Origin of the sequence: Bacillus sp. SJ-10 (assembly GCF_002843505.1) — a bacterium.
In the GTDB taxonomy this organism is placed as follows: Bacteria; Bacillota; Bacilli; order Bacillales; family Bacillaceae; genus Bacillus; species Bacillus velezensis.
The window spans coordinates 1,784,956-1,798,543 of the sequence record NZ_CP025258.1 but is presented as its reverse complement, the minus strand read 5'-3'; the positions used below and the strand labels follow the sequence as shown (position 1 = coordinate 1,798,543).

The 13,588-nt window shown below is 48.5% G+C and carries 14 protein-coding genes; 4 read left to right on the top strand and 10 right to left on the bottom strand.

Annotated features, from left to right (window positions below):
* Positions 1 to 49 precede the first annotated feature (49 nt).
* Entirely contained in the window at positions 50 to 703 is a 654-nt protein-coding gene (gene trmB, locus CXL14_RS09205) for a tRNA (guanosine(46)-N7)-methyltransferase TrmB (protein WP_003152359.1), read from the bottom strand.
* Between the two features lie 185 nt (positions 704 to 888).
* On the opposite strand from trmB, the gene CXL14_RS09200 reads away from it, so the two are divergent.
* Complete coding sequence (locus CXL14_RS09200; protein ID WP_003152357.1) at positions 889 to 1,167, top strand: YtzH-like family protein; 279 nt, start codon at positions 889 to 891, stop codon at positions 1,165 to 1,167.
* Here CXL14_RS09200 and CXL14_RS09195 read toward each other — a convergent pair whose 3' ends face one another.
* The 4 genes from CXL14_RS09195 to thpR all read right to left on the bottom strand — a co-directional run bounded on the left by CXL14_RS09195 (position 1,168) and on the right by thpR (position 4,728).
* Complete coding sequence (locus tag CXL14_RS09195) at positions 1,168 to 1,965, bottom strand: phosphotransferase family protein (RefSeq protein ID WP_003152355.1); 798 nt, start codon at positions 1,963 to 1,965, stop codon at positions 1,168 to 1,170.
* A gap of 270 nt (positions 1,966 to 2,235) precedes the next feature.
* Positions 2,236 to 3,165, bottom strand: a complete 930-nt coding sequence (locus CXL14_RS09190; protein WP_007408786.1) for a YegS/Rv2252/BmrU family lipid kinase — start codon at positions 3,163 to 3,165, stop codon at positions 2,236 to 2,238.
* A 52-nt stretch (positions 3,166 to 3,217) separates the two neighbouring features.
* Complete coding sequence (locus tag CXL14_RS09185; protein WP_101287771.1) at positions 3,218 to 4,150, bottom strand: hypothetical protein; 933 nt, start codon at positions 4,148 to 4,150, stop codon at positions 3,218 to 3,220.
* Between the two features lie 26 nt (positions 4,151 to 4,176).
* Positions 4,177 to 4,728, bottom strand: coding sequence for an RNA 2',3'-cyclic phosphodiesterase (gene thpR / locus CXL14_RS09180; protein ID WP_012118221.1), 552 nt, complete (start codon positions 4,726 to 4,728; stop codon positions 4,177 to 4,179).
* A gap of 128 nt (positions 4,729 to 4,856) precedes the next feature.
* Between thpR and cysK the strand changes: the two genes are divergently transcribed.
* A complete protein-coding gene (gene cysK, locus CXL14_RS09175; protein WP_007408789.1) occupies positions 4,857 to 5,789 on the top strand; it encodes a cysteine synthase A in 933 nt (310 codons plus the stop codon).
* Positions 5,790 to 5,826: 37 nt separating this feature from the next.
* Here cysK and pepV read toward each other — a convergent pair whose 3' ends face one another.
* Positions 5,827 to 7,218, bottom strand: a complete 1,392-nt coding sequence (gene pepV / locus CXL14_RS09170; RefSeq protein WP_014418667.1) for a dipeptidase PepV — start codon at positions 7,216 to 7,218, stop codon at positions 5,827 to 5,829.
* A gap of 95 nt (positions 7,219 to 7,313) precedes the next feature.
* On the opposite strand from pepV, the gene CXL14_RS09165 reads away from it, so the two are divergent.
* Entirely contained in the window at positions 7,314 to 8,618 is a 1,305-nt protein-coding gene (locus CXL14_RS09165) for an NCS2 family permease (protein ID WP_014418668.1), read from the top strand.
* A 33-nt stretch (positions 8,619 to 8,651) separates the two neighbouring features.
* On the opposite strand, the gene CXL14_RS09160 is transcribed toward CXL14_RS09165, so the two are convergent.
* On the bottom strand, positions 8,652 to 9,812 hold the full coding sequence (locus tag CXL14_RS09160) for an ABC transporter permease (protein WP_014418669.1): 1,161 nt from the start codon (positions 9,810 to 9,812) through the stop codon (positions 8,652 to 8,654).
* Positions 9,809 to 10,513 (bottom strand): ABC transporter ATP-binding protein, encoded by a 705-nt coding sequence (locus tag CXL14_RS09155; protein ID WP_014418670.1) that lies wholly within the window; start codon positions 10,511 to 10,513, stop codon positions 9,809 to 9,811. The genes CXL14_RS09160 and CXL14_RS09155 overlap by 4 nt, the downstream gene beginning before the upstream one ends.
* A 280-nt stretch (positions 10,514 to 10,793) precedes the next feature.
* On the opposite strand from CXL14_RS09155, the gene CXL14_RS09150 reads away from it, so the two are divergent.
* Positions 10,794 to 11,015: a DeoR family transcriptional regulator gene (locus CXL14_RS09150; protein ID WP_003152337.1), complete on the top strand. Its 222-nt coding sequence runs from the start codon at positions 10,794 to 10,796 to the stop codon at positions 11,013 to 11,015.
* A gap of 127 nt (positions 11,016 to 11,142) precedes the next feature.
* Here CXL14_RS09150 and CXL14_RS09145 read toward each other — a convergent pair whose 3' ends face one another.
* Positions 11,143 to 11,862, bottom strand: a complete 720-nt coding sequence (locus CXL14_RS09145) for a pseudouridine synthase (RefSeq protein WP_007408795.1) — start codon at positions 11,860 to 11,862, stop codon at positions 11,143 to 11,145.
* Between the two features lie 55 nt (positions 11,863 to 11,917).
* Complete coding sequence (locus tag CXL14_RS09140; protein ID WP_014418671.1) at positions 11,918 to 13,555, bottom strand: putative polysaccharide biosynthesis protein; 1,638 nt, start codon at positions 13,553 to 13,555, stop codon at positions 11,918 to 11,920.
* Between the last annotated feature and the right edge of the window lie 33 nt (positions 13,556 to 13,588).

The following is a 13,588-nucleotide window of genomic DNA, read 5'->3' as shown; positions in this document are numbered from 1 at the left end:
TCCTGATGTAATGGTAGCAAATGGCGGCATAAAAAAACAGACTCCCGCATCAGAGTCTGTCTTTTGTTCTCCATTCAACTTCGGCCCGGTAAATCGGCTGGCCGAGCGCGGAGAATTTTTCTTCGTATTCTGTCATAATATTGCCCTTCGGATCGCTGTTGTGCAGATCAAGGCTGACTTCCGTCAGAAGCAGGCCGTATTCGGAAAAGCTTTTCAGAGAGTATTCGAATAAACCGCGGTTATCGGTTTTAAAATGAATCTCACCTGTTTCGCCCATCACTTCTTCGTATTTTTTCAAGAACGTTTTAAATGTTAAACGGCGCTTTTCGTGACGGTTTTTCGGCCACGGGTCAGAAAAGTTTAAATATACGCGCTTGATTTCTCCCCGTTCAAATACGTCATTCAGTGTTTCCGCGTCTATATTTAACAAACGGACATTGTGAGCCCCGCTGTCCTTAACTTTTTGGACGGCAGTGACGATGACGCTTTTAAACAGCTCAATCCCAATATAGTTGATATCCGGATTCTGCTTGGCCATTCCTGAAATGAACTGCCCTTTTCCCGTACCGACTTCAATATGGATCGGGTTGTCATTGCCAAAGACCGTGTTCCACCGCCCTTTATACTGGGCCGGATCACTGATGGCGATGTCAGCGTTTTCTGCCAGAAAATCATTCGCCCAAGGTTTATGGCGCATTCTCATATGATTGACACCTCTATCTATAATTTCGAGTAACAACATATCATGAAACATAAAGAGCCGCAAGCGCCTTTTAAAGGCGCCGGCTGCATAAAAAAAGAGGCTCCCCGGTCCGGAACACTCATGTGATGCATAAAACCGCACCGCTTTGCACAATGTATGACACAGAAAGGATGTGTATATGAATCATGGGCTTAACAAGCGAACATCAGGTCCGGTTATTAAAGGACATATTGGCCGACCATCAATTGGATTGCTGCGGCACGGTTGCCGAGTATGAACAGCTGGAGCGCGTCATCAAATCACTGATGGCCAACACCGGGCTTGATTCAAATATAAAAAACGTGCTCGAGGATGTCTACCGCTACAGCCAGTCCGGCATCACGGCCGATTCCATCGACACGCATATTCAGGAGCACCAAAACCATTTGTCCCAATGGGTGGAGCAGATGGATTCGTACTCCTGACTACTTGACAATCCGCTTCATCAGGGCATGAAGCTCTTCCATGGCATCATGATACGCTTTGTCGTTTCCTTTTGATTTGTGCCAGGCGATGAAGGTGATGGTCTCCGATAACATGTACCACGCCATCCGCAGCCGAAGCCCTTCCGTGAGCTTCATGCCGTACATCCCAAGCCAGCTGTCCCACGCTGGCTCTTCGACGTAATGATACAATAAAGGGCCGAGATCCATGGCCGGATCGGCTATCATGGCGCCGTCCCAATCTATTAAATACAGCTGGTTGTCTTCAGACAGAAGCCAGTTATTATGATTCACATCACAATGGCAAACGACTTTTTCACCGAATTGCACCTGATCCACATGAGCTTCCAAATAAGCAAGGCCTTCCTGAATAAGCGGCGAAAATTGCCGCACGGCAAAGACGGCCTGCTTCAGCTGCGACAAAAGGGCGCCCGGATCAAGCGGTTCTTTTCCCAATCTTTTCAGCATGTCGAGCAAAGCTTTTGATGTGTGGATTTTGCGGAGCAGCTCAGCCACCGGGCGTCCGCTCATATCCTTTGCCTTCAGCTCCCTGCCCGCCATCCAATGCTGAGCCGTAATGACGTCCCCGTTTTCCATCCGTTTCGTCCAAACCAGCTTCGGAACAATGCCTTCGGCGGATAACACGGCTAAAAAGGGCGAGCTATTACGTTTTAAAAAAAGCTGTTGGCCGTTATGTTTCGCATAATATGCATCTCCTGTAGCTCCTCCGGCGGGGAAGATCTCCCAATCGCTACCTAGTAATTGTCCCAACCAGTTCATATCAATGTTCAACCCATCATTTCTTAAAATATTTTAGAATAGGCCTCCAGCCTTTCACTATTGGCGGAGCGGCCTGTCATAAACAATTTCATGAGAATAAAAAAGACAGCTATTGAGAGTCTCATATGCTAATCAATAGCCGTCCTATAAATTTTAGCGCTACAGCACAAACTTCGTCAAGCAAAACTAGCAAGAACACCTGTGAATTCTGAAGATTTATGCCGCGAACCGCTCTTTGCCGTGAAACATGTGACGGGTTTCATTTGTTTATTATGTTTTTATTTTCAACGGCGTACCGCCCGGCATAAGCCGAAACGGCGTCGTTCCGATCAGCTCGCCGTCAGCGTGAAACGGAATTTTCCCATCTGTTTCAAAAACGAATTCCTTCCCCTTTATCATCGTCACTCCGTCCATTTTGATATGCCGGCCGAAGCTCATCGCCCATAAAAAACGATACAGCGAGAAAAAGGACAGGTTTTCTGCGATGACAATATCAAAATGGTTTTGACGGGGATTTGCTGAAGGCGCCGCTTTCATGCCGCCTCCGTAATAAGGGTGATTAGCCGCAATGACAAACCAGACATTGCGGAATTCACGCCTCTGGCCGTCTGCCGTGCAAACAAATCTGAACGGCTGAAACCCCGAGGCCGTATGTAAATGCGCGAGCGGGTAAATCACAAAACCGAGACGCAAAAACCGAAGAACGCGCGATAACGGAAAATTCGCGGCTGCTTTCAAAACTGAGGCATCGAAGCCGACAGACAGGTGGTTAATAAAATAAAGTGATTGCGCTTTGTCATGAAAAAAGTTGATGTTTCCCGCAAAAAATTTCCGTGTGAGCGGGCGGTGCAGACTTTTGATTTCTTGGAGGAGCGCCGACTTCTTAATACCGAGCCCTTTCGAAAAGTCATTGTACGAACCGGCAGGCACAAAGGTCAGCTCAATCTGATCCGTTCCTTTCAGTCCGTTAATGACTTCATGCATCGTCCCGTCACCGCCGATGACGAACAGCCGCTTAAGCTTATGATCCTGCATCATTGAAATCTGTCTCGCCAGCACCTCCGCATGTCCGGGATGCCCGGTCAAAAAAGAGCGGTGGCTGACCCCGCGCCTGGTCAGCTCTTTTTGAACTGATTTCCAGACACGCCGGCCCCGCCCGCCTCCTGAGACCGGATTAATAATAAAAAACCATTGACTCATCGTTTGTTTTCACCTGCTTCATAGATGAAGAGACAGCCGGCAAACGTCCGTTTTAATCAAGCCATTCCTGTCTCCGGCTTGAATCGCTCAAGCCGTAAGACAAAAGAGCCTTCGCCGCCTTCAGCTGGTGGTGCTTGATCGGCGCCGTATTTTTCTGCTGCTTTTCCAGCCACTCTGCGGCAGTCCGTTTATGAGCTATTTCCAGCCCGTACGGCGGCTCCGGGTAATCAATATAAGACGTTCTGCTGAGCAAAAGCTTCCGCACGGGAATGTCGGCCTGCTTTTCTTTTACGATTTGCGAAACGACCGAGCCCGTCCGGTGCAGGCTGAGAGACGGATTCAATACTTGGCGCGTGCTGCCGGAGCCTCTTTCTTCCCAAAAACGGTGTTTTGATCCGATATATACGCTGTCCTCTTCCGCTTCCATAAAAGCGGCGCAGAAAATCTCCAGCGGCGAGATGATGATCATGCTCAGTTCGACGGACGCCTGCTGAATTTGGAGAACCGGATGATACATCACAAAATAGGAATCGGGCAGCTTTTGAGCCAGCATTTTTAACATCCTGTCCCTTTTGACCGCCTGCGAAAGCTCAGACTTTTGAGAAAGCGTGGAGCTCGCCCATTTTAATTGAAAGTCATACAGCTGATCTTTGAAAAAAGGCGCGAGCTCAGACTTTTGAGACGGAAGATTCCCGAACAGCGCCTCTTCTCCCTCCGGCTCATCAAACCATTGGTGCCTCTTTTCATTTATATCGGCCGTATTTTCTTCTTTTCTCTTTTTCAAGGAAAATTTTTTCCTGGCCGGCGCTTGATCGGTTTCCCCGCCTGCAGCCGTTTCCGTTTCTTTTTCTTCCGTCATCCGGTCAAACGCTTCAAGAAGCGCCTCCCAGCGTTCTTTCTTCAGCCGAATAAACTGGTTCATATAATGATATGGATCAAGTTCATATCTGGATATGCAGTCGTGAATTTTGATGATCTGTGCCATGTGATTTCTCCACTCCGAATATTTGTTTATGTCAATTGAAACTGTGCGATTTCTTCGTATTTAGGCGACCGGTCAAGATGGGTCTGAAACAGGGAAAACCGGCTGACGGCACTTTGCACCCTGCCGCTTTCAAACGGCACATCGTCAGGAAACGGCCGGTCTCCCGCCCACTTCCGCGCCATCGTCATATGAGGGTGATACGGCCGTTTTTCCACTTGAAAACCGGCTTTCAAAACAGCCTGTTTTGTTTTTTCCCGCAAATCAAAGAGCAGTTCATTCCGTTCGGGCTCAAGGTGAAGCACTCTCGGCTGTCTGCGGTCGCCGAAAATATCCAGATGCTGAAACTGTACGGTAAACGGCTGCGCTGCCGACGCTGCATCTGCGAGCAGAGACGATAATTTCGCAAGCCGTTCTTCATCCGCGGCTCCTAGAAAAATGAGCGTAATATGATAGTCATGCGGATGCACCCATTTTTTGAATGATAACGCCGGCTCCTTTTTGGCTGCTTCCCAAATCGGTTCAGCAATGTCAGCCGGAATCGGAATGCCGATAAAATAATGCGGCAATGAAGCTTTCATACGAGGATCTCCCCCTCTTTGGTTATGGTGTTATTATAAAACGGATAAGCGGAGAGGAGAACCCTGTCCGCTCATTATGATAGGATATTATGTACTGAACGTTTTATACAGAAAGGAATGAGCCGGCCTTGAAAATCGTAAACAGCACGGCGGAGCTGATCGGCGGCACACCGATCGTAAAGCTCAATCGCCTTCAGCCAGAACATGCAGCACAGGTCTATTTAAAATTAGAATCGTTTAACCCGAGCGGCAGTGTCAAAGACAGAGCGGCTTACAATATGATCATTGAAGCGGAAAACAGCGGGCATTTAAAACCCGGCTCTGTCATCATTGAACCGACAAGCGGCAACACAGGCATCGGCCTGGCGATGAACGCGGCGGCGCGCGGCTACAAGGCAATCCTCGTCATGCCTGACACGATGACGAAAGAACGCATCAACCTCCTGAAAGCGTACGGCGCGGAGGTTGTGTTAACACCGGGGGCGGAAAGAATGCCCGGCAGCATCAAAAAAGCGAAAGAACTCGCCGAACAGATCCCGGGAAGTTTTATCCCGATGCAATTCGATAACGGCGCTAATCCAGATGCCCACCGAAAAACGACCGCCATTGAAATCTATCAGGCCGTTCAGCAGCTCAACAGACCGCTCGGTGCTTTTGTGGCAACGGCGGGAACGGGCGGAACCATTACCGGAACCGGAGAAACGCTGAAGGAGCTTTTCCCGGATATGATTGTTCATGTGGCCGAGCCCGCGGGATCTCCCGTCCTGTCTGGCGGAAAACCCGGCGCTCATAAGCTTGTCGGGACAAGCCCCGGATTTATTCCCGGCATACTGAATCAGGACGTTTACGATGAAATCATGAAAATATCTGATGAAGATGCTTATACGACAACACGTCGTCTGGCCCGGGAAGAAGGTATACTCGTCGGCCCGTCTTCAGGCGCCGCCTGCTTCGCCGCCATTGAAACCGCAAAACGCCTCCCTTCCGAACAGATCGTCATCTGTATGACGGCCGATACGGGGGAACGTTATTTATCAACGGATTTATGGTCATTTGAATGATAAAAAGGGATGCCGCTTTCGGCGTCCCTTTTTATTATCACTTGGCAAGCTCATAAATGGCTTCGGCGTATAAAGCGGTTGACCGGAGAAGGTCATCGATTTCAATGTACTCATCCTTTTGATGCGCGCTGTCAGGCCGGCCGGGGAACAGCGGCCCGAACGCGACGCCCGCCGAAAGGGATCTCGCATACGTTCCTCCGCCGATTGAAATCAGATCCGCTTTCTTTCCCGTCTGTCCTTCGTAAACCTTTTGAAGCGTCTTTACGAGCGGATGATCGGCAGAAACGTGGTGCGGTTTGCTGTCTTTAAATTCTTCAAGCCTGAATTCTTCAGCAGACGTAAAAGCATCACGGATGACTTTGCTGTCTGAAGTGACGGGATAACGGATGTTGATGCCGAGTTCTCCTTCCTCACCCTTTCTGTATGTAAAGGTGCCGACATTCAATGTAAGCTCTCCGCTGATGTCATCCCTGCAATCAATTTTCAGTTTTTTGCCTCGTGTATCATTTGAAAAATAGTCACTGACGGTTTTGACAAAGTGCTTTCCGGCTCCATCCAGCTCCGTTCCGTTAAGGCATTCAGCAAGCTTTAAGCCGGCATTGACACCATTATCCGGTTCCATCGCATGGCATGATTTTCCGTATACCCGAAGCGTCAGTTTTCCATTTTCCGAAACTGCTTCACCTTGTGTTTTTGACTGCTCAAGCCATTTGCTGAAATATGCGTGCACGGCATCAAGACCGTTCCCTTCAATAACCGCTTCAGCCGCATCCGGCACCATGTTCAAGCGCAGTCCTGAACGGAAGGACAGAAGCCCGTTTTTTGCGTCTTTATCAGAAGCGCTTTTTGCAATGCGCAGTGACGCATCTATAATTCCTTTTTCCGCGTTAATGATCGGAAAATCCGCGTCAGGAGCAAAGCCGATGTCAGGCATTTTTTCGTGTTTGAAGTAGTGATCCACGCATCTCCAATCACTTTCTTCATCCGTTCCGATGATGATTCTCACGCGTTTGGATAAAGGAAGCTGCATGTCTTTGACGATTTTCAGCGCATAAAACGCCGCCATTGTCGGCCCTTTATCATCAATGGCGCCTCTGGCATATATCCGGCCGTCCCTGATATCGGCTGAAAACGGATCGCTCGTCCAGCCGTCTCCGGGCGGAACGACATCGACGTGGCACAGAACGCCGACGATTTCGTCACCCGTTCCCCATTCAATATGGCCCGCATAGCCGTCAAGATTCTTTACGGTGAAGCCTTCTTTTTCACCGAATTCCAGCAGTGACGTCAGGCTGGCATTGACGCCTTCTCCAAACGGCCGGCCGGGACCGGCTGTTGTTTCGTCCATTACGCTGTTGATCTGCAAAAACTTCTGCGTGTCACGGATCAGATCTTCTTTGTTTCTGATGACTTCAACTTCCCAGTTCATCACAAATCCCCTTTCTTGATAAAGACTTGCAAAATGTCGATAAAACGAATAATATAGATGATGTTTTGAAAAAATGTTCGTCATTGGAGGTACTTATGTTTCATCTCGACAAGCATCAAACGACAATAAAAAGAGAAATTACCGCGGGATTGACCACCTTTTTCACAATGGTATATATCATTGTCGTCAATCCGGTGATCCTTTCCAATGCGGGAATTCCGTTTGACCAGGTGTTCACCGCGACGATTATCGCTTCCATTGTCGGAACTTTATGGATGGCTCTCGCTGCGAATTTTCCGATCGCCATTGCCCCCGGCATGGGCTTAAACGCGTATCTCGCCTTTCACGTTGTCGGCACAGGCAGCGGCATTACGTATCAGACGGCTTTCAGCGCCGTTTTTATCGCGGGAGTCATCTTTATTATTTTATCGTTAACGCCTTTAAGAAAACAACTTATAGAAGCGATTCCGGACAATTTAAAATACGGAATTACGACCGGCATCGGCTTATTTATCGCTTTTATCGGCTTACGCCAATCCGGAATCATCACCGCTGATAAATCTAATCTGGTCGCACTCGGCGATCTTCATTCGCCCGCCGTCATTTTAACGCTTATCGGACTTATCATCAGTATTGTACTGATGGTGCTGAATGTAAACGGGGCTCTGTTCATCGGAATGGCGCTGACCGCTATCATTGCCTTTTTGACCGGACAGATCCATTTCGCGAAAGGATTCATGTCCTTCCCGCACCTGCCGGAGGGGCTTTTGATCACAAATCCGTTCGGTGCCCTCGGGGATGTCGTGCATCACGGTCTGTACGCCGTTGTGTTTTCTTTTCTTCTCGTTACGATTTTTGACACGACCGGCACCATGATCGGTGTCGCCGAACAAGCGGGATTGATCAAAAACAATCAGCTGCCGAATGCCAGAAGAGCGCTTTTGGCTGATTCGACCGCTACGACGGTGGGAAGCATCTTCGGCACCAGCCCGACGACCGCGTTCGTTGAATCTTCAGCAGGTGTGGCGGCCGGCGGAAGAACGGGTCTGACGGCGCTGACGATAGCCGTTATGTTTGCCGTTTCCATGTTTTTCAGCCCGCTTGTCAGCGTCTTATCGGAAGTGTCCGCGATTACGTCACCGGCTCTGATTATTGTCGGCAGCCTGATGATGGGCGCAGTCTCAAATATCCGCTGGAATGAGCTTGATGAAGCGTTCCCGGCCTTTCTCGTCATTTTGGCGATGCCTTTAACGTCCAGTATTTCAACCGGAATCGCACTCGGCTTCATTTCATATCCGCTTGTTAAAGCAGCTAAGAAAAAATGGCGCGAAATCCATCCTCTAGTCATCATCTTCGCCGTGCTGTTTTTTATTCAGCTTTTTATTTTGAACGGACATTAAGAAAAATCCCTTTCCTTTTTCGGAAAGGGATTTTCACATATAAAGAACGGAAAGAATCGCGGCAATGAGACACCAGGCGGAACAGATGATTTGAATGACGGTTAATGCGCTGTTTCGCGCCCTGAAATAGTCATCACTGTCTCTCTTGATACCGCTTAAAACCGGTTTATCCGTGATCCGGTCAAATAAAAGCGACGCGGCATAGCGGCTGACGATCGCAAATAAAATAAGGACTGCCGGCTTCACTAAGAGCGGAAGAACGAGAATAAGAGCCGTAAAAGCCGCGGTTAAAAGGTAAAGCTGCCGGAGATACCCGCCGTTTCGGATCAGCACTTTAAAGAACAATTCTTTCCACGCCGTATACGCCGACCGTTTTGTAAAGATGTGCTTTGAGCCGGGATATAAAAACGGCTTGCTCCGCCCTTTATTTTTACCATTCGGGAGCTGCACATCATGGCTGAGCATCAAAACAGAGGCCGCGAATGAAAGCTTGCGCCTGTTCTCTTCAAGCACTTCTTCCTCAAAGGCTGATAATGTCTCCGTCCCTTTCCAAGTCAAAAGAGCGGAACAGATGAACAATATACAGCCCGCCGGCCAAAGCCAATACCATTCGGCGGCAAAGACGATCATAAAAAACGCCCCCGCCATCAGAACCATCACTTTCAGCCAGCCCGCCGCCTGATTCCCGAATGTCCGCCTGCTGTTTTTTCTGTGCCGGTGCACCGCTAATATTGCAGTATGGAAGCCGAACAGACAGCAAAACATACCTGAATATGCCGGTAAGGTACAGTCACCGTATTGGCGCCATAAGGGAAATAACAATACGGCAAGCGCACCCCATTTGATAAGGGAAAGGAACATCGAATACAAAAGCGCATACCGTTTCAGCTTTTGCATCAGATGTTTTGCATGCACCAAAAATACGTGATCCGCTTCCAGCAAAAAGGTATGAATAAAACCCGTGCACAACAGCAGGGCACTGAATACATACAGCCAGCCCCACCCTAATACTCCTGCCGCTCCATTAAGAAGCCCCCTGCCGTTCAGCCAATCAGCATATTGATAAACGGCAAATGCGGCAGCGGGAAGAACGATATACAGCGCGACCGTCCAATCAATGACCGTCTGGAACACCTTCCATTGATAGCGCCAATAATGAAACAGCCTTTGAAAAAACAAAGCCCGCCCGGTCATCGCTGACTGCTCCGAACCGCTGAATAAAAGCAATCCAGCAGTGAACGGCTCCCCGTTTTTTCCTGAAGCTCCTCTAACGTGCCTTGAAGAAGCAGAGCGCCCTGATCCAGCAAATAAAACCGGTCGCAGATTTTTTCCGCCGTATCCAGAACATGAGTGCACATCAAAATCCCCGCGCCCCTTTCTTTCTCAGCAATCAGCATGTCGGTAAACAGCTTCGTTGAGATCGGATCAAGTCCGATAAAAGGCTCATCAATGATGTAAATATCCGGCTTCGCCAAAAATGCCTGTATGAGCATCAATTTTTGCTGCATCCCTTTTGAAAAGCCGGAAGGCAAATCATGTTTTACAGAAGTCAGCGAAAACTCTTCAAGCAGCCGCCCTGCCCGCTCACGGCATTCTTCCCCTTCTATACCCCGCAATGACCCGGTCAGCTCGAGGTGCTCCCAAAGCGTCAGTTCATCGTAAAAACTCGGACGCTCCGGTATGTAAGCATAAGATGAATCATTCCACTCAATACCGCCTTCTATATCCCGGGACAGCCCGAGAACCGCCTTTATCACTGTACTTTTCCCCGCGCCGTTCGCTCCGATTAAACCGGCAATTTCACCAGCGTTGACTGACAGAGATACATCAGAAATCACCTTCGGCCTGTCAGCATAACCGGCGCAGACAATGTTTGCATTCAATAATTCTCCCAAACTTCTCACTCCCCCGTTTTCATACGGACATGTATAAAAAAAGTTTCAGTTTCCATAATAATAAAAGCGGACCGGACATAGTAATGCACCAAGGCGGCACCCATTTGGAAAAAATTATCTGCGCTTATTCCTAGATTCATGTCGTCCATATCGTGTATAATGGAGGCAGTTAAAAGAGAAAAAACAGAATGTCATCCTTTGTTGCTTATTCGTACGAAGTTTTAGAGTCGAAAGTTGTGGTATATCAAGTCCATCCGATCTTATGATAGGGAGTGGTTTTTTGAAACCTTCAACAAATCGTATGCTGACTCGGATTAAATCAGTTTACATGTTCATCCAGGAAAAAGGCCTTGTGACAACACAGGAACTGGTTGATGAATTCGGCATTACACCTAGAACCATTCAGCGAGACTTAAATGTGTTAGCATACAATGATCTTGTTCATAGTCCTAGCCGAGGCAAGTGGGAGACAACACGAAAAAAAGTGAAAATTACATCTTAAGCGAACAATTACATAAGGCCCTTTTCGGCCTGACATGCTGCAAGGCAAAGCAGCGTCTTTGCCTTGTTTTTTGTTCCTCTATATAAAAAGCCCAAAACAAATCTGTTTTGGGCTTTTCTGATATCGATTACACTTCAGCGCCTCTCAGCGTTTCGAGCTCCTCTTCAGTCAGCTCGCGGAATTCTCCCGGTTTAAGATCCGGGTCAAGAGAAACAGCCCCCATCGAAAGCCGCTTCAAATAAGCCACTTCATTTCCGACAGCCTTTGCCATCAGCTTCACCTGATGATATTTGCCTTCTGTAATGGTCAAGTGAATCACCGTTTCATCCGGGCTTTCTGTAATGATTTCAACGGCTGCCGGCTTCGTCTTATAGCCTCCTTCAATGACGACGCCTCTTTCCAGATGAACGATGTCTTCCGGTGACAGGGGTGAAGTTAACCGGACCTCATATGTTTTAGGCACATGCTTTTTCGGAGAAAGCAGGCGATGAGCGAGCTGCCCGTCATTGGTCAAAAGCAAAAAGCCTTCCGTATCCTTATCAAGACGTCCCGCCGGAAACGGTTCAAATCGCTGTTCTTCAGGCGTCAGCAGATCAACCACCGTTTGCTGGCGGCTGTCTTCGGTAGCGGACAGCACTCCTTGCGGCTTATTCATCATGACATAAATAAATTCACGATAATCTGCCGGCTCTCCGTATACCGTGATGTCCTGTTTTTCCGGATCGACATGGGTTTTCACATCTTTCGCCGGCTCTCCGTCAATCATGACAGCCCCAGCCTTGACGATTTTTTTCACATCTTTTCTTGAGCCGAATCCGCTGTTGGCAAGCAGCTTATCAAGTCTCATCCTGATCCTCTCCTTTAAAAAGAAAAGCCCGCGATAAGCGGACTATTCATTATTCTTAATGGGCGGAATGCCTGCCTCTTCTCAAAACGCGGGGCAGACGGTTTCCAAACATTTTCTGTAAAAATCCGATTCGGTACGCGGCAAACATGTACACCGCACCGCCGACAGCGGCGCAGACAAAGACGACAATCGCCGCATGCACCTGGCCGCTTTGGTATGTTACAAAGAAGCTGAGCAGCCATTGAGTCAGCTTGACCGCGACTCCCATCAGGACGGACAGGACTGCGATTAAAATGACCCGTTTTATAAGTACCGTATACGAATAGCCCGCATGGCGCTTAATCATGATAAAACCGTACAGAAGAGAAGCGATATAACCGAGCGCCGTTGCCAAGATGGCCCCGTCCCCCTGAAACAGCTTGATCAGCGGCACGTTCAGCACCACTTTTATAATGACGCCGATGAAAAGGCTCACGACAGCAAATTTCTGTTTATTAATCCCTTGCAGGATCGCGGCGTTTACGGTAAACAGAGAAAACAGAATCGCGACAGGCGCGTACCAGAACAATATATCCTGTCCGATATCCGGGCGAAGACTTTCAGAGCCGTAGAAGAACGTATAGGCCGGACCCGATAACACGGACATCCCGACAACGGCGGGAATAACCAAAAACAGAATGATTTGCATCGTCTGGTTAATCTGCTGGTTCAAAAGCTTATAATTCCTGCTCGTAAACGATTCAGTAATCGTCGGAATCAGCGTCAGACCGAAAGCGGTCGCCAGAGAAACCGGGATCATAACAAGCTTCGGCACATAAAGGGTGACAATCGCAAGCATGTCCTGGCTGATATCCTTATGGCCCGCCGCAATCATCGCTTTATTAAACGTATTCGTATCGATATATGAATACAAAGGAATCGCCAGTCCGACAAATACGTAAGGAGCGGCATAACTGAAAAGCTCAATGAACATTTTTTTATAACTTAAGTTCGCAGACGGGACGAGATTCGGCTTCATCGCCAGGAGATCGCCCTTCCGCTTATTCCAGTAAATATAAAGGACGACAAGCCCTCCGAATGATCCGATCAGCGCCGCGAAAGTCGCGTATCCGACCGCGATGACAAGGCCGCCGTTGATCACTCTTAAAATCAAATACGTTGCGCCCAATAAAAAGATGATCCGGGCAAGCTGCTCCACAACCTGTGAAACGGCTGTCGGCCCCATCATCTGGTGACCTTGGAAAAAACCGCGCACAAGACTCATAATCGGCACGACCAAAAGTGCCAGACTGACCATCCGGATGACATAAACGACGTGGTCAATCGTAAGTCCGTTGTTACTCGTGCCGCCGAGAGATGTTTCCGCAAAAAACGGCGCCGAAATATAAAGAATTGAAAAAGCGATCATCCCGGTTACGAGCATAACCGACATTCCCGCTCTCAGCATCCGCCTGCTCGTCTCATAGTCTCCTTTGGAGTTATATTTCGAGACAAATTTTGAAACCGCGGCGGGAAATCCCATCGTGGCAATGTTTAAAAACAGTGTATATTGATTATATCCGTATTGAAACAAAGCTCCGCCCGTCGCTCCGACCATCGCTCCGAACGGGATCAGATAAATCATCCCTAAAATCCGCGATATATAGGTGCCGAGCGTCAGCACGAACGTGCCCCTTAACAATTTGCTTGACATGTTTCCTCATCACCATTTTCTACGAAGATTCAA